A 16,457-nucleotide genomic window follows, 5' to 3' on the forward strand; every position below is an offset into this window, starting at 1 on the left:
TATAAGCAGAATACAGTCTCCTATTTTTAAGTATTATTTGATAGAATAGAAGAATGAAGATTTTTCACTTCATATACGGAATGGAAAGTAGTAAGGAAAGCAGGTGCAAGCGTGGGAAGAGTAATTGCGATCGCCAATCAAAAAGGCGGCGTAGGTAAAACAACATCATCAGTAAATTTAAGTGCTTGCCTTGCCTACATAGGCAAAAAAGTGCTGCTAATCGATATAGATCCCCAAGGCAACGCGACGAGTGGTGTAGGTATCAATAAAGGAGACGTACAAGATTGTATTTATGATGTACTGATTGATGATATTGATATTAACAAAACAATTCTCCAAACAAAAGTGGATAATCTTTTTGTTGTACCAGCTACTATTTCATTGGCAGGGGCGGAACTTGAATTAGTATCGACTATTTCGCGTGAAGTAAGATTAAAACGTTCAATTGATCTCATTAAACAAAAATTTGATTACATAATCATTGATTGTCCTCCATCCCTCGGTCTGTTAACAATCAATGCATTAACTGCAGCCGATTCAATCCTTATTCCAGTTCAATGTGAATACTATGCACTTGAAGGATTAAGTCAATTGTTGAGTACTATTCGTCTTGTTCAAAAACATTTAAACCATGATTTAATGATTGATGGAGTACTATTAACAATGTTTGACGCACGAACAAATCTTGGTATTCAAGTTATAGAAGAAGTAAAAAAATATTTCCAAGACAAAGTATATTCAACTATTATTCCAAGAAATGTACGATTGAGTGAGGCGCCAAGTCATGGTGAGCCGATCATTATTTATGATCCGAGATCCAGAGGTGCAGAAGTGTATTTAGATCTTGCGAAGGAAGTGGTCCATAATGGCTAAAGGTCTTGGCAAAGGACTGAATGCGTTATTCCCAGAGGAATCGTTAACACCGTCTGAGAAAGTTGATATGATTTCCTTAAAAGATATTAAGGCAAATCCATATCAACCGCGTAAAATCTTTGATGAAGCCGCTATATTAGAATTAAGTGAATCGATCAGAGAACACGGTGTTCTTCAGCCGATCATCTTACGGAAAGTAAAGAAAGGCTTTGAGATTGTTGTAGGAGAACGAAGATATCGGGCTGCAAAACTGGCAAATCTTCCTGAAATCCCTGCGGTCGTGCGTGAAATGACCGACCAGCAAATGATGGAATTGGCTATCTTGGAAAACTTGCAGAGGGAAGACTTGACTCCGATTGAAGAAGCGGAAGCTTATCAAAACCTGATGGAACACTTGGATTTAACACAAGAACAGCTGGCATTCCGTTTAGGAAAGAGTAGACCTCATATTGCAAACCATATAAGATTGCTGTCACTACCGGAAACAGTGAGGAACCTCATTTCTGCTAATAAGATCTCAATGGGGCATGGACGTGCCATCTTAGGACTTAAACGGAAAAAGTTAATTCCGCAAGTTACTGAAAAGGTCATGAAAGAAGAAATGAGTGTTCGGCAATTAGAAGCGTTGATCCAAAAGTTAAATGAAGATGTTTCACGTGAAACACCAAAAGAAACTAAAAAAGATATTTTTATAGTTGATAAAGAAGAGCAACTTAGAGAGTATTTCGGAACTAACGTCACGATCAAAAAAGGGAAAGATAAAGGGAAAATTGAAATTGAATTCTTTTCCGAGGATGATTTGGAACGTATTTTGGAACTACTTGAAGATTGATAACCTAGATGCCTGTTCTCCTATGGGGGAATAGGCATCTCTTTTCAAATATTAAAAAATGCAAAGAACTTCAAGAGACGAGGAAAAATAATGATATTTTTAGGGACAATTGTGAATGCTTTGCTCATTGTGTTCGGAACGTTGCTGGGGAGATTTTTAAAGAATATACCTGAAAGAATGAAAGAGACGGTCATGTATGGAATTGGACTTGCCGTAACTGTAATGGGAATCCAAATGAGTTTCCAAAGTGAGCAATTCCTTATTGCAATTATTAGTATCGTAATAGGCGCGATTATTGGAGAAATGATTGATTTGGAAGGTATGTTGAATAATTTAGGAATATGGATTGAATCAAAGGTTAAAACAAAAAAGAGCGACGGGGGAATCGCTCAAGGTTTTGTTACGGCAACACTAATATTTGTTATTGGTTCAATGGCCATTATCGGCGCAATTGATAGTGGAGTTCGTAATGACCATGGAGTGTTAATAACGAAAGGGATTATTGACGGTTTTACATCAATCATTTTAAGCGCCACACTTGGCATTGGTGTATTACTTTCTGCAATTCCAGTTACAATTTATCAAGGTTTAATCACTTTATTTTCCACACAAATCAGTCAGTTCATACCGGAGGCTGCATTGAATTTCTTTATCAAGGAAATGACTGGAACAGGCGGAATGATGATTATAGCAATCGGTTTAAATATGATTGGCCTCACGAAGATCCGGGTCGCTAATCTGATCCCTGGTATCGTAGTCGTTGCAGTCATCGTGACGATTCTCTACAATTTTGATATGGTGGCGATGCCAAGCGAGTGAGATTGCCCTCACTAAAAGTCTACTCATTTCATAAGTCAAATGCAGTCGAGTATTTTGTAAAACAGAAAACTCCATGAAACCAGCTACATTGACGACACCTTTAATGGCCAAATCACCGACAGGCGGCAACTCCTTTTTGACCGCTTTACCAGGGAGGAGAGGTCCATCCTGAAGAATGATTTTCCCTATATTATCAACATGTCCAAGGCATGCATCAATTGCCACGATGTAAGGTTCCTCGTATCGTCCATATAGGTCATCGAGTCGTTCCCTTAAATTTAAAGCGTGAAGAGGCTTATCCAGTGTTCCAATCACTTCATAGGGGAAGGATGGCAAAGCCTCTAATAAGGAGCCTGTTAAAGGCCCTAACGCATCACCAGTGGATCGGTCTGTACCGATGCAACAGAATAGTAAAGGTCCTACCCCGAACGGAATTGTTTCCATCAGGACAGTGCTAAGACGCCAAGCTGCTCCTAAATCGGTATAATGGAATTGTGCGATTGAAACCTTCGGGGCAAGTGACATTGTATGAATCTCTCTTTCTTTTTTAGTAGTATACGCAACAGTGAAAGCGAATATACAATGAGGTGAGTTTTTGATTGATCCGGCTAATGTAGAACAAAATTATCAAAAAGCCGAAAAGGTTTTTCTGAGTCAAGAGACATGGAGTAAGCTGCTGGAAACATCGATTAGAATTGCAGTGATTATATTCCTTGCAGTAATTGTTGTGAACATCGGTAAACTTATTATGAAAAAGATCTTTACAGCAAAAAGTAAAGTACCATTAAGGCACTCGGAAAGAAGAAAGCAAACATTATTAAAATTAATCCAAAATGTAATTTCATACGTTGTGTATTTTTCTGCAATACTAGCTGTATTAAGCGAATTTGATATTGATGTTAAAGGAATAATTGCAGGAGCGGGTGTAATAGGTTTGGCAGTCGGTTTTGGTGCACAAAGCTTGGTGAAAGATGTAATCACTGGATTCTTTATAATTTTTGAAGATCAATTTTCAGTAGGAGACTACGTGAAAATCGGGACATTTGAAGGGACCGTTGAAGAAATCGGCTTAAAAACGACTAAGATTAAAAGTTTCACGGGAGAGGTTTCAATTCTTCCGAACGGAACAATCGCCCAAGTGATCAATTATTCTGTCCGAAACTCGATTGCAATTGTAGACGTGACAGTCTCAATTGATAAAGATTTAGAGTTAGTGGAAAAGCATATTAAAAGTTATCTTTCTAATCTTCAAAACAAAGATGAAAATATTATGAAAGAACCGATGCTTTTAGGAGTTCAAAATATGACAGCTACAGATGTGATATTAAGGATTACGGCGGAAACGAAACCGATGAAACATTATGAAGTAGCAAGAAAAATTAGGGGCGAATTGAAAACGTATTTATTTGGGCAGGGAATAGATATTCCTCAACCGGAGATGATTACAAAATCCCCAGAAGATCTATAACATTTGAATTGGCGGGATGACAAATGGAAGAGAAAACATTCGGACTAAACGATGTGGTAGAGATGAAAAAACAACATCCATGCGGAACAAATGCATGGAAGATTATTCGATTGGGTGCCGATATACGTATAAAATGTACAGGATGTCAGCATAGTGTCATGATTCCACGTCGGGAATTTGAGAAGAAGATGAAAAAGGTTCTGGTGAGGCATGAAGAGGAATAACATGGACTTTTGTGAAGAACCTTCTTATAATTGAATAGTTGCAATAGAAGAAGCGAAACTTGAAATAGATGAAAGGTCGTGAAAATATGGCATTAACAGCAGGCATCGTTGGTTTACCGAACGTAGGAAAATCGACACTGTTCAATGCGATTACGAAGGCAGGGGCGGAATCAGCCAACTATCCGTTTTGTACGATAGATCCGAATGTTGGAATTGTTGAAGTTCCAGATGCAAGGCTCCAAAAACTCACTGAACTTGTAGAACCGAAAAAGACAGTGCCGACAGCATTTGAATTTACGGATATCGCTGGAATCGTAAAAGGCGCAAGTAAAGGGGAAGGTTTAGGAAATAAATTCTTATCCCATATACGTGAAGTAGATGCCATCTGCCAAGTTGTCCGTTGTTTTGCAGATGAAAATATTACCCATGTGTCGGGGAAGGTAGATCCGATTTCCGATATTGAGGTCATTAACTTAGAATTGATCTTGGCTGACTTGGAAAGTGTAGAGAAACGGTTAGCACGAGTATCCAAGATGGCAAAACAGAAGGATAAAGAGGCGATGGCCGAAGAGCCACTATTGATTCGTTTGAAAGAAGCCTTTGAAAATGAAGAACCAGGACGCTCTGTTGAGTTTACTGATGATGAGATGAAAATCGTTAAAGGTCTTCATCTGTTGACAGTAAAGCCGATGCTATACGTAGCTAATGTATCTGAAGAAGAAATTTCAGATCCGGAAGATAATGAGTATGTAAAACTCGTACGTGAATATGCAGAAAAAGATAATGCTCAAGTCATTATCGTCTGTGCAAAAGTTGAAGAAGAAATGGCTGAGCTGGACGATGAGGAAAAGAAAATGTTCTTAGAAGAACTTGGCATTAAAGAATCCGGATTAGATCAATTGATTCGGGCGGCTTACGACTTGTTGGGGCTTGCTACATACTTCACAGCGGGAGTACAAGAAGTACGTGCTTGGACATTCCGTCAAGGTATGAAGGCACCACAGTGTGCTGGAGTAATCCACTCCGACTTTGAAAGAGGATTTATCCGTGCGGAGACTGTATCATATAACGATTTAATAGAAACGGGCTCGATGACTGCAGCAAAAGAGGCTGGGAAAGTCCGTCTTGAAGGTAAAGAATATATCGTCAAAGACGGAGACGTCATGCATTTCCGATTCAATGTTTAAAAAGGGGCCACAGCCCCTTTTTTTTTGCCATTTTTACTTGTAGACATAAAGTTTCGGTTTTTGCGGATCGTCTTTGATCCATGCATCATTAGGAACTTTTCTCAATGCCTTATACATGGCAAAATCACCAGATGCACCGCCAATTAACCAAGCCGACAAAAAAATAAGCCCTGGACTTCCTAAGGTGAAACCTATAACTGCTGGAATAACACCAGTAGTCCAGAAAGGAAGAAGAAGAGCCAGTTTCATTCCTTTGTTCCGAATCGGTTTTTTTGTAGTAGCGTAAGCAATCCCCAATTTTAAATTCACACCTACATCCATTTCCTTCCATTTAACAGCTCCAAATAGTCTGAAACCTACTAAATGAAAGAGCTCATGAAGAATAATCAGTAGAACATAACCGAATATAAAAAGGAAGAAACCCAATAGTGTAAAGGAGACTTCGAAGCCATTATTCAAAAATGCATAAAACCCCAATAGAATAATAGTAGATAAGACTGTTATTAACATGCTCATCCAACCGACTTTTGTTAGATTCAATTCAATTACTTCACTTGGAGTACGTTCGTTTTCCATCGTATTCCCCCTTGTAATCAGTATAATGGAATATGCTGCCTAAATAGAAGTTGATAGTTGAAAGAGTGTATGTTACAATACATTGATGTGAGTAATCAAAACAATTGCTCCTTGCCCGCTTTTAGAGCTGGGCCACAGTCCATGAGGAGGTGACATTAGATGAAAAAGTACGAATTAATGTACATTGTTCGCCCGAACATTGAAGAGGATGCGAAAAAAGCGCTTGTTGAGCGTTTTGACGAAATTCTTACTTCTAACGGTGCTGAAATCATCGAGTCCAAAGAGTGGGGCAAACGACGCCTTGCTTACGAGATCGAAGACTTCCGCGAAGGTTATTACCAAATCGTGAAAGTTAATGCCGGTTCTCAAGCGATCGATGAGTACACTCGTCTTGCAAACATCAGCGAAGACATCATCCGCTATATTGCAATTCGTGAAGAAGCTTAATCAGATAAATGAACGTAAACGTAAAAAAGGGGAGGCTGTTTTCTGATGATTAACCGTGTAGTATTAGTAGGCCGTCTAACAAAAGATCCAGAGCTGAAATATACACCGAATGGCATTGCGGTAGCCCGCTTTACACTTGCTGTGAACCGCACGTTTTCAAATCAGCAAGGAGAGCGCGAAGCTGACTTCATCAACTGTGTTGTTTGGCGTAAACAGGCGGAAAATACAGCAAACTTCCTTCGTAAAGGAAGTCTTGCAGGTGTTGAAGGCCGTATTCAGACGAGCAGCTTTGATGGACAGGATGGCAAACGTGTCTTCATGACTGAAGTCGTGGCAGACAGTGTTCAATTCCTTGAACCGAAGAGTTCCTCTTCTTCCCAACAACGCCCGCAACAACAGCCGTATGGTGGGGAACAAGGCCAATCCTATTATCAGAACCAGCCAAACCAACAGAATTATACTCGTGTAGATGAGGATCCATTTGCGAGCAACAGTGGTCCGATTGAAGTATCGGATGACGATCTGCCGTTCTAATCCCTGCACGTATCGCTAACAAAAGAAGGAGGGAACACATATGGCACCACGTCGTGGAGGTCGCAAACGCCGTAAAGTTTGTTATTTCACTTCTAACAACATCACACGCATCGACTATAAAGATGTAGATTTGTTGAAGAAATTCGTCTCTGAACGCGGTAAAATTTTGCCTCGTCGTGTAACTGGCACAAGCGCAAAATACCAACGTAAATTGACTGTAGCTATTAAGAGAGCACGTATCATGGCTCTTCTTCCATTCTCTGCAGATGAAAGATAAGATTTAAACTAAGGACCGGGAAACCGGTCCTTTTTGTTTTCTTTATAGGAGAAAGAAGAACACAATCCAAATGTACTATCACCAAACCTATAAATACCGCATACACATAAGGAAAATCTGAAGTCATCCTTACCTTACAGTCATGTTCGTTTTTTGGTCACCCTCTACCAATCATGATACAATAAATAGATGAACATATTGAACGAACAGAAGGATGGTTAAATGAATAACGACCTGACAAGAAGACTGACACACGGGGCCATGATGATCGCTTTGTTCACAATATTACTAGCGATTTCGATCTATGTTCCCTTATTAAACCTGATTACAGCCCTATTTGTTCCACTGCCGCTTGTTTGGTACAGTGCGAAATATAATCGTTCGTCCTCTATATCCGTTGCAGCGGTCAGTATTGTGGTATCTTTTTTAATCGGCGGTCTTGCCGCATTGCCGTTCGCCCTCATTCAGGCTCCTGCAGGGTTAGTGATGGGAGAGGCTATCCGTACGAAGAAAAGTAAATTATACATGCTGATGTCAACAGGATTGACACTGCTGATTACAACCGTCCTTCAATACTTAGCATTGGTTAAGTTATTTGACGTTAATATAGTAGCAGAAGTCATGTCATCAGTAAGAAGTTCCATTCAAAGCTCTTTAGATATGATGGATCGGTTTGGACAGTTGGACCGACAAACGGAACAAGCAGCGATGGATATGATGGCCTTATTTGAGGCTTCAGTACCAGCAATGGTCATTCTAACTGCATTCTTCAGTGCTTTCCTCTACATTCTTCTGTACACACCGATATTGAAAAGATTAGGGGTAAAAGTTCCAAAATTTGAGAGTTTCAAGGAAATGAAACTTCCAAAAAGTGTTTTGTGGTATTATTTACTCGTATTACTTGCAAGTTTTATCGATACAGAACCAGGGACTTTCTTGTTCATGGTCATTATAAATGCTCACATTATTTTAAGAATGCTGCTATTCCTTCAAGGGATTGCGTTTATCCATTTCGTGGTCCATGAACAGAAATGGCCAAAGTGGGTTACGATCATATCGACAATATTGGCATTCCCGCTTCAGACATTCGTTGTCATGCTGGGGATTTTCGATTTAGGCTTTAACATTAGAAATTTTGTAAGCAACTCAACTAGAAAATAAGGAGCGACGCGAATGGCGGCTTTAAAAAATAGACCGATACGTATTCCGCTCATCCTTCTCTCCATTTTAGGGATGGCCGGGACTATATTAATTATTTGGTGGTCTTGGTCAATTGGCGTTGTTTTCGGCGTTGTCATGATAGCCGCCCTCTATTTAGCATGGGCTTTAGAAAAGCGATCTTTTGAAGAAACGGAAAAATATATAGAAACACTTTCGTACCGCATGAAAAAAGTGGGGGAAGAGGCATTACTCGAAATGCCGATCGGGATTCTGCTTGTGAACGATGATTACACCATTGAGTGGGCAAATCCTTATATGACACAGACGCTTGAATACGACACACTGATTGGCGAGGAGTTATTCTCCCTTTCGGATGATTTCCATACCCTCATTAAAACAGAAGCTTTAAATGAGATGACAATCTCATTAGGTGAACGGAAGTATAAAGTCTTCTTAAAGATGGAAGAGAAGCTGCTCTATTTCTTCGACATTACCGAGCAGATTGAAATGGAAAAACTGTATTATGCTGACCGTACTGTCATCGGTATTCTTCTTTTGGATAATTACGATGAATTGGGACAAGGAATGGATGACCAAACGAAGAGTTCATTAAACAGCCTAGTAACTTCTTTGATCAACAATTGGGCAGCCCAATATGGCATCTACGTTAAACGAATTTCATCCGATCGGTTTCTTGCTATTTTGAATGAATCCATTCTAAAGGAACTGGAAAAAAACAAGTTTTCCATTCTTGACGCTATTCGGGAAGTAACGGCGAAGCAAAATACGCTTCTTACACTTAGTATCGGAATTGGTGCAGAATCGGAATCACTCATAGAGCTTGGTGAACTTGCCCAATCCGGTTTGGATTTAGTACTTGGCAGGGGCGGCGACCAAGTGGCGATTAAACAGCCGAATGGAAAGGTGAAGTTTTACGGTGGTAAAACGAACCCGGTTGAGAAACGCACACGTGTCCGCGCAAGAGTCATTTCCCATGCGTTGCGTGATCTTATTAAGGAAAGCGACGCAGTGTTTGTTATGGGACACAAGCGGCCGGATATGGACGCCATAGGAGCAGCAATCGGTGTAAGAAGGATGGCACAGACAAACGGGATCAATGGCTACATTGTCGTTGACTTCGATGAGTTGGATAATAGTGTCCTAAGGCTGATGGATGAGGTAAGACAAAAACCGGATTTATATGACCGGTTTATATCTCCCGATGCTGCTATGGCTCTCATGACTGAGAAGTCTCTATTAGTAATTGTGGATACCCACAAACCGAGCCTCGTGATTGAGGAGCGGTTATTGGGTAAAGCAGAAAAGGTGGTAGTCATCGATCACCACCGAAGAGGAGAAGAATTCATTAATAATACGCTGCTTGTTTATATGGAGCCGTATGCATCCTCAACTTCTGAGCTTGTCACAGAATTACTCGAATATCAGCCGAAAAGCGAAAAGATCACCATGCTTGAGGCTACGACCATGCTTGCAGGAATTATCGTTGATACAAAGAGCTTTACCTTACGAACAGGTGCCCGCACTTTCGAGGCTGCTTCTTACTTAAGAACAAATGGAGCAGACACAGTCCTTGTTCAGCGCTTGCTGAAAGAAGACATCGATACTTATATCGAGCGTTCCAAAATAGTACAGAGCGTCGAATTTTTCAGGGAAGGCATTGCAATTGCAAGGGGAAGCGATGATACTATTTACAACCCGGTTCTTATTGCACAAACTGCTGATATCCTTCTTACTATGAAAGGCGTTTCAGCATCATTTGTAGTTGGCCTTAGGGATGATGGAACAGTCGGGATCAGCGCACGCTCTTTAGGAGATATTAACGTTCAAATCATTACAGAAAAGCTTGGCGGAGGCGGACATCTGACAAATGCAGCATGTCAGCTTCCTTTAGAAACAGTAGATGAGGCTGTAGAACAGTTAAAAGAAGCGATCGTAGAAACAATTGAGGGAGGAACTGAACAATGAGAGTCATTTTCTTAAAAGATGTAAAAGGAAAAGGGAAAAAAGGCGAAATAAAAGAAGTGGCGGTAGGTTACGCACAAAATTTTCTACTAAAGAATAATCTTGCCGTTGAAGCAACTTCAGCAAATATCAGTGCTCTTGAAGGACAAAAGAAAAAACAACAGAAAGAGGCTGCAGAAGAGCTTTCAGATGCAAAAAAACTAAAAGAGCAGCTTGAAAAAATCACAGTTGAATTGAAAGCCAAGTCCGGAGAAGGCGGCAGATTATTCGGTTCAATTACAACAAAACAAATTTCAGAAGAGCTTCAAAAGGCTCATGGCATCAAAATAGACAAACGGAAGATGGAATTGCCGGATGCAATCCGTGCATTGGGCTATACGAATGTACCTGTAAAACTCCATTCTGAAGTAAGTGCTGTATTGAAGGTCCATGTTTCAGAAGAAGCTTAAAGGGCAGGCGAGAAGACATGAGCGATCCAATGCTTGATAGAGTCCCTCCCCATAACTACGAAGCCGAACAGTCCGTACTTGGTGCAGTATTTTTAGAATCCCAAGCATTGATTACAGCATCGGAAATATTACAGCCCGAGGATTTTTATCGTCAGGCACACCAAAAAATATTTCAGACGATGGTTCAGCTTAGTGAACTGGGAAGTCCTATTGACGTCGTCACTGTCACTGAAGAGCTCTCGGCTAAAAAAGAGCTGGAGGACGTTGGCGGCATTTCTTATTTGACTGAACTGGCCAATGCCGTCCCTACGGCAGCCAATGTTACACATTACGCTAAAATCGTTGAAGAGAAAGCCCTTCTTCGTAGACTGATCCGTGTGGCTACTTCGATTGTAGAAGACGGCTATACGAGGGAAGATGAAGTAGAAGCCCTCTTATCAGAAGCGGAACGCAAAATGATGGAAGTTGCCAACCGTAAAGGTTCGGGAGACTTTAGACATATTAAAGATGTATTAGTGGAAACCTATGATAATATCGAATTGCTTCATAGTAACAAGGGTGAAGTGACAGGTGTCCCAACAGGATTTAAAGATTTGGATAAGATGACTGCCGGTTTTCAGCGCAATGACCTGATTATTGTAGCTGCTCGTCCATCAGTAGGGAAGACGGCATTTGCTCTAAACATTGCACAAAATGTAGCGACCAAAACGGAAGAAAACGTGGCCATTTTCAGTTTGGAGATGGGTGCTGAGCAGCTTGTCATGCGTTTGCTATGTGCGGAAGGCAATATCGATGCTCAAGTATTGCGGACAGGTAGTCTTGAAGCAGAAGACTGGCGTAAGCTGACAATGGCGATGGGTAGCTTATCCAACGCCGGTATATTCATAGACGATACACCAGGGATCCGTATTAATGAAATCCGGGCGAAATGCCGGCGGTTGAAGCAAGAACACGGACTTGGCATGATTTTAATCGACTACCTTCAATTAATCCAAGGTAGCGGTAGTTCAAAAGACAATAGACAGCAGGAAGTTTCTGAAATTTCGAGGTCATTAAAAGCCCTTGCACGTGAGCTGCAAGTACCGGTTATTGCCCTTTCCCAGCTTTCCCGTGGCGTTGAACAGCGTCAGGATAAACGGCCGATGATGTCAGATATTCGGGAATCCGGAAGTATCGAGCAAGATGCCGATATTGTTGCCTTCCTTTACCGGGAAGATTATTATGACAAAGAAACTGAAAATCAGAATATGATCGAAATCATCATAGCTAAGCAACGGAATGGTCCAACAGGAACTGTAACGTTAGCATTTGTCAAAGAGTTTAATAAATTCGTAAATATTGATTGGAGTCAGCGGGGAATTCCCGTTCCAAGCTAAACAAACACGAACGATAAATGTTTTAATACATTTTTTCGTTCGTGTTTTTTCTTTGAATCAATTGACGATACTAAGGGTAATTGTTACAATGAGACTGTTTGAAAAAGGACACGATCGTGTCTACGGAGGTGCAATGATGCCATCAGTAGTTGTTGTAGGAACACAATGGGGCGATGAAGGTAAAGGAAAAATAACGGACTTCTTATCCGAACACTCGGAAGTGATTGCTCGTTATCAAGGCGGAAATAACGCTGGACATACTATTATTTTTGGTGGGGAAACATATAAGCTTCATTTGATTCCTTCAGGCATTTTTTATAAAGATAAGATTTCAGTCATTGGTAATGGGATGGTCGTCGATCCGAAGGCGCTTGTTTCAGAGTTGAAAGGTCTTCATGAACGTGGAGTCGAAACGGACAACCTCCGAATTTCTAACCGTGCACATGTCATTCTTCCTTATCATATTAAGCAAGATGAAGTGGAAGAAGCACGCCGGGGAAATAATAAAATTGGTACGACTTTAAAAGGGATTGGTCCGGCTTATATGGACAAGGCTGCACGTGTAGGAATCCGGATTGCCGATTTGTTGGATCGTGAAGTATTTGAAGAAAAACTGCGTAGGAATTTAGATGAGAAAAACAGGTTATTTGAGAAATTTTATGAAACAGCTGGTCTATATGCTGATGCAATTTTAGAAGAGTATTATGGCTATGGCCAGGAGATTGCAAAGTATGTGACGGATACTTCAAAAGTACTTAATGATGCCCTTGATGAAGGAAGACGAGTTTTGTTTGAAGGTGCTCAAGGAGTCATGCTTGATATAGACCAAGGAACGTATCCATTTGTCACTTCTTCCAATCCAGTAGCGGGAGGTGTGACGATCGGAGCGGGTGTTGGTCCCACAAAAATAAGTCATGTTGTAGGAGTCTGTAAAGCTTACACATCTCGAGTAGGCGATGGTCCGTTTCCTACAGAATTGTTTGATGAGGTGGGCCAACAAATTCGTGAAGTTGGTAAGGAATATGGTACAACTACAGGTCGCCCAAGACGAATCGGCTGGTTCGATAGTGTAGTTGTCAGACATGCACGTCGGGTAAGTGGATTAACCGATTTAACAGTGAACTCCATTGACGTTTTGACAGGGTTGAAAACGGTTAAGATCTGCACGGCTTATCGTTACAATGACGAACTCATTACTGAATATCCGGCAAACTTGCGAATACTGGCTGATTGCGAACCCGTATACGAAGAATTGCCAGGCTGGGATGAAGACATCACGAGCTGCAGATCGTTAGATGAGCTTCCAGAAAATGCTCGGCATTATCTCGAGCGTATTTCACAGCTGACTGGTGTGCCGATTTCTATTTTCTCTGTGGGTCCAGATCGGAACCAAACGAATATTATCACGAGTGTTTGGCGTTCTTAAATACGAAAGAACCTGCATTTAGCAGGTTCTTTTTTCTTTTTTTACAATGATGAATCTAATGATTTGCCATTAGTAATAGTCACGTATTCTCTTGTCATAAACTGTTTAAGAAAATTACAACGTCTTGAGAAATATTGCAAATGTAACAAGAAAAATAGCGAAAGATGTAAAAAGAGTGATATACGGACAATCTATATGGATATATTTCCCTATGTTTAGTATAATAGACCTATCAAATAGATAGTATTTGGTAGTTAATTGTATATAATGGAATGAATACTACAGTTTCTTTACATTTCCTGACCAATAGCCCAAGGAGAAAAAGCTTTATGGTACATTAGAGGAGCGTAAAAATTCTCCTTTGCTAATGTAGTGCAAAGGATAAAAGTCTGGAAGGAGCTTTGATCATGAATTTGAAAGAGAAAATTGGAACTTTGTCTGGTATTCAAAGTAAAACTCCAATACACCACTCAAACATGATGAAAAAAGCCGCAGTGACAGGCTTGCTACTCTCAAGTCTTACATTCAACATCGGTTTTGCAAAAGAGACGAATAGCAACGGTCTTCAAAAGGTCTTTCACATATATAACAATGGTGTTTACATAGGAACAGTAGCAAATTCAGAATCTGTTAATGAACTCATTAACGATAAAATTGAAAAAGCAGATTCCAAATATGATGAATTAGCTTTAAGTGTAGGATCTGGCTTATCACTTGTCCCTGAACAAGTTTTTCAATCTGAAACAAACGATTCAGCTACACTAAAAAAACTTGAAGATGTTTTGACGGTCCAAGCAAAAGCGTTTGCCTTAAATGTAAATGGTGAGGCCGCAGTATACGTCGAAGACATGGCGGCTTTTGATGAAGTACTTCGCCAATTGAAGCTTCGCTATGTATCTGAAGAAGAATTGAACGAATACGAAGCTCGAAAGAACTCCGTAGATTCTTTACCACCTTTAGCTGAAGGTGAAACACGAATCGTGGGAATAGATTTAATAGAAAATGTTACAGGAATCACGAAAGAAATAGCTCCAGAAAATGTGTTATCTGTTGAAGAAGCTGTTCAGTATTTGGTTAAAGGAACTCTTACAGAACAAAAGTATGTTGTTCAATCCGGGGATGTATTAAGTAAGATTGCTGCAGCGCATGATCTTTCTACAAGTGAACTTCTTAATCTAAATACTGACGTGACAGAAGAAACACTACTTCAGCCAGGAATGGAACTGAATGTTACGTTGCTTAAACCGCTGGTCCAGGTTTCAGTGCTAAAGGAACAGAGAGAGACGTTAGCAGTGAAACATGGTAACATCGTCGAGGAAAATGACTCTATGTATAAAGGCGATACCAAAGTTAAGCAAGAAGGAAAAGATGGAAAGAAGGAAGTTACTTACCTTTTAAGGGAAAGCAATGGTGTTCAAGCAGGGAAATCGGTGCAGGATGAGAAAATCATCGTTGAGCCAGTTGAACAAATTATTGTCAAAGGTACAAAGGTCGTACCTTCCCGTGGTTCAGGAAGTTTTGTATGGCCTGCAGAAGGCGGCTATATTTCAAGTAAGATGGGTTATCGCTGGGGTTCGTACCATCGCGGGATTGATATCGCACGCCCAAGCGGATACAGTATCAAATCAGCGGATAATGGAGTCGTAACATTTTCTGGCAGGGATGGCACATATGGCAATAAGGTTGTTATCAATCATAATAATGGATTGGAAACGACTTATGCTCACTTATCTTCGATTGACGTTTCCGTCGGAGAAACTGTACCTCAAGGAACAAAGATCGGAAAAATGGGGTCAACTGGACGTTCTACCGGAATTCACCTTCATTTTGAAGTTCGTAAGAATGGTAATCTCGTAAATCCTTTAGATTATTTAAGATAACATGAAAGACGATCCATTCCGGATCGTCTTTTTAAATAGATTGAAGCAGCATTCGATACTTTATTCCTAAATACTCAGGAAATATAGGGAATAATGTCGAATTATTGCCCAGGAAATAATACGGTAATACTTGAAAACTAAATAGCAAATTATGAAAGATGCGAAGTTACGGAAACCATGGTAGAGTAAAGAAATAAGGTTCATAAACAAAAAGAAGGGACGAGTGAACCCAATGAATAAAACCATTTTAGTCGTAGATGATGAAAAGCCAATTGCAGATATCCTGCAATTCAACTTAAAAAAAGAAGGCTATAATGTCATTTGTGCATATGACGGGGAACAAGCCCTTCAAAAAGTTGAAGAAACAAAACCGGACTTAATGCTGTTGGATATTATGCTTCCAAATCGTGACGGGATGGAAGTATGCAGAGAGGTCCGTAAAAAATATGATTTCCCCATTATTATGCTGACAGCAAAAGACTCGGAAATTGACAAAGTACTGGGACTTGAATTGGGAGCTGATGATTATGTCACGAAACCATTCAGTACCCGAGAATTGGTTGCACGAGTGAAAGCAAATATGAGACGCCACCAGGCTTCACCTTCAGAAGATGATGAAAGCAATTCCAATGATATTACAGTCGGTTCTTTAATCATTCAACCTGATGCATATATTGTCATGAAGCGTGATGAAACAATTGAATTGACTCATCGGGAATTTGAGCTTCTCCACTATTTGGCGAAGCATATTGGACAAGTGATGACACGTGAACATTTACTGCAGACGGTTTGGGGATATGATTACTTCGGCGATGTCCGGACTGTCGACGTAACAATCCGGAGACTCCGCGAAAAAATTGAAGATAATCCAAGCCATCCAGCATGGATTGTCACACGAAGAGGCGTAGGTTATTACTTGCGGAATCCTGAACAGGAGTCGTAAAA

Annotated in this window: 18 protein-coding genes; 16 read left to right on the forward strand and 2 right to left on the reverse strand. The window is 40.4% G+C overall.

Annotated features, from left to right (window positions below; genetic code table 11):
* The first annotated feature begins 111 nt into the window (after window positions 1-111).
* The 3 genes from ACFOZY_RS14795 to ACFOZY_RS14805 all read left to right on the forward strand — a co-directional run bounded on the left by ACFOZY_RS14795 (window position 112) and on the right by ACFOZY_RS14805 (window position 2,524).
* A complete protein-coding gene (locus ACFOZY_RS14795; protein ID WP_378156859.1) occupies window positions 112-873 on the forward strand; it encodes a ParA family protein in 762 nt (253 codons plus the stop codon).
* On the forward strand, window positions 866-1,705 hold the full coding sequence (locus ACFOZY_RS14800; RefSeq protein WP_378156861.1) for a ParB/RepB/Spo0J family partition protein: 840 nt from the start codon (window positions 866-868) through the stop codon (window positions 1,703-1,705). The genes ACFOZY_RS14795 and ACFOZY_RS14800 overlap by 8 nt, the downstream gene beginning before the upstream one ends.
* A 90-nt stretch (window positions 1,706-1,795) precedes the next feature.
* Window positions 1,796-2,524 carry a DUF554 domain-containing protein gene (locus ACFOZY_RS14805; protein ID WP_378156863.1) on the forward strand — a complete coding sequence of 243 codons (729 nt, stop codon included), beginning with the start codon at window positions 1,796-1,798 and terminating at the stop codon, window positions 2,522-2,524.
* Here the strand turns inward: ACFOZY_RS14805 and yyaC are convergent.
* The gene (yyaC, locus tag ACFOZY_RS14810; protein WP_378156865.1) at window positions 2,405-3,049 is read right to left on the reverse strand and encodes a spore protease YyaC; all 645 of its coding nucleotides are present in this window, start codon (window positions 3,047-3,049) and stop codon (window positions 2,405-2,407) included. The two genes, ACFOZY_RS14805 and yyaC, sit on opposite strands and share 120 nt — an antisense overlap.
* A gap of 70 nt (window positions 3,050-3,119) precedes the next feature.
* Between yyaC and ACFOZY_RS14815 the strand changes: the two genes are divergently transcribed.
* The 3 genes from ACFOZY_RS14815 (at window position 3,120) to ychF (ending at window position 5,403) form a co-directional block, all read left to right on the forward strand.
* Window positions 3,120-3,992: a mechanosensitive ion channel family protein gene (locus ACFOZY_RS14815; RefSeq protein WP_378156867.1), complete on the forward strand. Its 873-nt coding sequence runs from the start codon at window positions 3,120-3,122 to the stop codon at window positions 3,990-3,992.
* 23 nt (window positions 3,993-4,015) lie between these two features.
* Window positions 4,016-4,216 (forward strand): DUF951 domain-containing protein, encoded by a 201-nt coding sequence (locus tag ACFOZY_RS14820; RefSeq protein WP_378156869.1) that lies wholly within the window; start codon window positions 4,016-4,018, stop codon window positions 4,214-4,216.
* A gap of 86 nt (window positions 4,217-4,302) precedes the next feature.
* Complete coding sequence (gene ychF / locus ACFOZY_RS14825; RefSeq protein ID WP_378157375.1) at window positions 4,303-5,403, forward strand: redox-regulated ATPase YchF; 1,101 nt, start codon at window positions 4,303-4,305, stop codon at window positions 5,401-5,403.
* Window positions 5,404-5,436: 33 nt separating this feature from the next.
* Here ychF and ACFOZY_RS14830 read toward each other — a convergent pair whose 3' ends face one another.
* Window positions 5,437-5,979 carry a DUF3267 domain-containing protein gene (locus ACFOZY_RS14830; protein WP_378156871.1) on the reverse strand — a complete coding sequence of 181 codons (543 nt, stop codon included), beginning with the start codon at window positions 5,977-5,979 and terminating at the stop codon, window positions 5,437-5,439.
* A gap of 159 nt (window positions 5,980-6,138) precedes the next feature.
* Here ACFOZY_RS14830 and rpsF point away from each other — a divergent pair, with 159 nt between their 5' ends.
* From rpsF to yycF, 10 genes are all read left to right on the forward strand, one after another.
* Window positions 6,139-6,426, forward strand: a complete 288-nt coding sequence (gene rpsF / locus ACFOZY_RS14835) for a 30S ribosomal protein S6 (RefSeq protein WP_378156873.1) — start codon at window positions 6,139-6,141, stop codon at window positions 6,424-6,426.
* A gap of 45 nt (window positions 6,427-6,471) precedes the next feature.
* Window positions 6,472-6,960 (forward strand): single-stranded DNA-binding protein, encoded by a 489-nt coding sequence (ssb, locus tag ACFOZY_RS14840; protein WP_378156875.1) that lies wholly within the window; start codon window positions 6,472-6,474, stop codon window positions 6,958-6,960.
* 40 nt (window positions 6,961-7,000) lie between these two features.
* Entirely contained in the window at window positions 7,001-7,237 is a 237-nt protein-coding gene (rpsR, locus tag ACFOZY_RS14845) for a 30S ribosomal protein S18 (RefSeq protein WP_378156877.1), read from the forward strand.
* Between the two features lie 222 nt (window positions 7,238-7,459).
* A complete protein-coding gene (locus tag ACFOZY_RS14850; protein WP_378156879.1) occupies window positions 7,460-8,398 on the forward strand; it encodes a YybS family protein in 939 nt (312 codons plus the stop codon).
* 12 nt (window positions 8,399-8,410) lie between these two features.
* Window positions 8,411-10,384, forward strand: a complete 1,974-nt coding sequence (locus tag ACFOZY_RS14855) for a DHH family phosphoesterase (protein WP_378156881.1) — start codon at window positions 8,411-8,413, stop codon at window positions 10,382-10,384.
* Window positions 10,381-10,830 (forward strand): 50S ribosomal protein L9, encoded by a 450-nt coding sequence (rplI, locus tag ACFOZY_RS14860; protein ID WP_378156883.1) that lies wholly within the window; start codon window positions 10,381-10,383, stop codon window positions 10,828-10,830. The genes ACFOZY_RS14855 and rplI overlap by 4 nt, the downstream gene beginning before the upstream one ends.
* A gap of 17 nt (window positions 10,831-10,847) precedes the next feature.
* Window positions 10,848-12,206: a replicative DNA helicase gene (gene dnaB / locus ACFOZY_RS14865; RefSeq protein WP_378156885.1), complete on the forward strand. Its 1,359-nt coding sequence runs from the start codon at window positions 10,848-10,850 to the stop codon at window positions 12,204-12,206.
* A 136-nt stretch (window positions 12,207-12,342) separates the two neighbouring features.
* On the forward strand, window positions 12,343-13,632 hold the full coding sequence (locus ACFOZY_RS14870; RefSeq protein ID WP_378157377.1) for an adenylosuccinate synthase: 1,290 nt from the start codon (window positions 12,343-12,345) through the stop codon (window positions 13,630-13,632).
* Window positions 13,633-14,039: 407 nt separating this feature from the next.
* On the forward strand, window positions 14,040-15,512 hold the full coding sequence (locus tag ACFOZY_RS14875; RefSeq protein ID WP_378156887.1) for a peptidoglycan DD-metalloendopeptidase family protein: 1,473 nt from the start codon (window positions 14,040-14,042) through the stop codon (window positions 15,510-15,512).
* Window positions 15,513-15,744: 232 nt separating this feature from the next.
* Window positions 15,745-16,455, forward strand: coding sequence for a response regulator YycF (gene yycF, locus ACFOZY_RS14880; protein WP_378156889.1), 711 nt, complete (start codon window positions 15,745-15,747; stop codon window positions 16,453-16,455).
* Window positions 16,456-16,457 lie beyond the last annotated feature (2 nt).

This window comes from Chungangia koreensis (assembly GCF_042651785.1).
Taxonomy (GTDB): Bacteria; Bacillota; Bacilli; order Bacillales_A; family Planococcaceae; genus Chungangia; species Chungangia koreensis.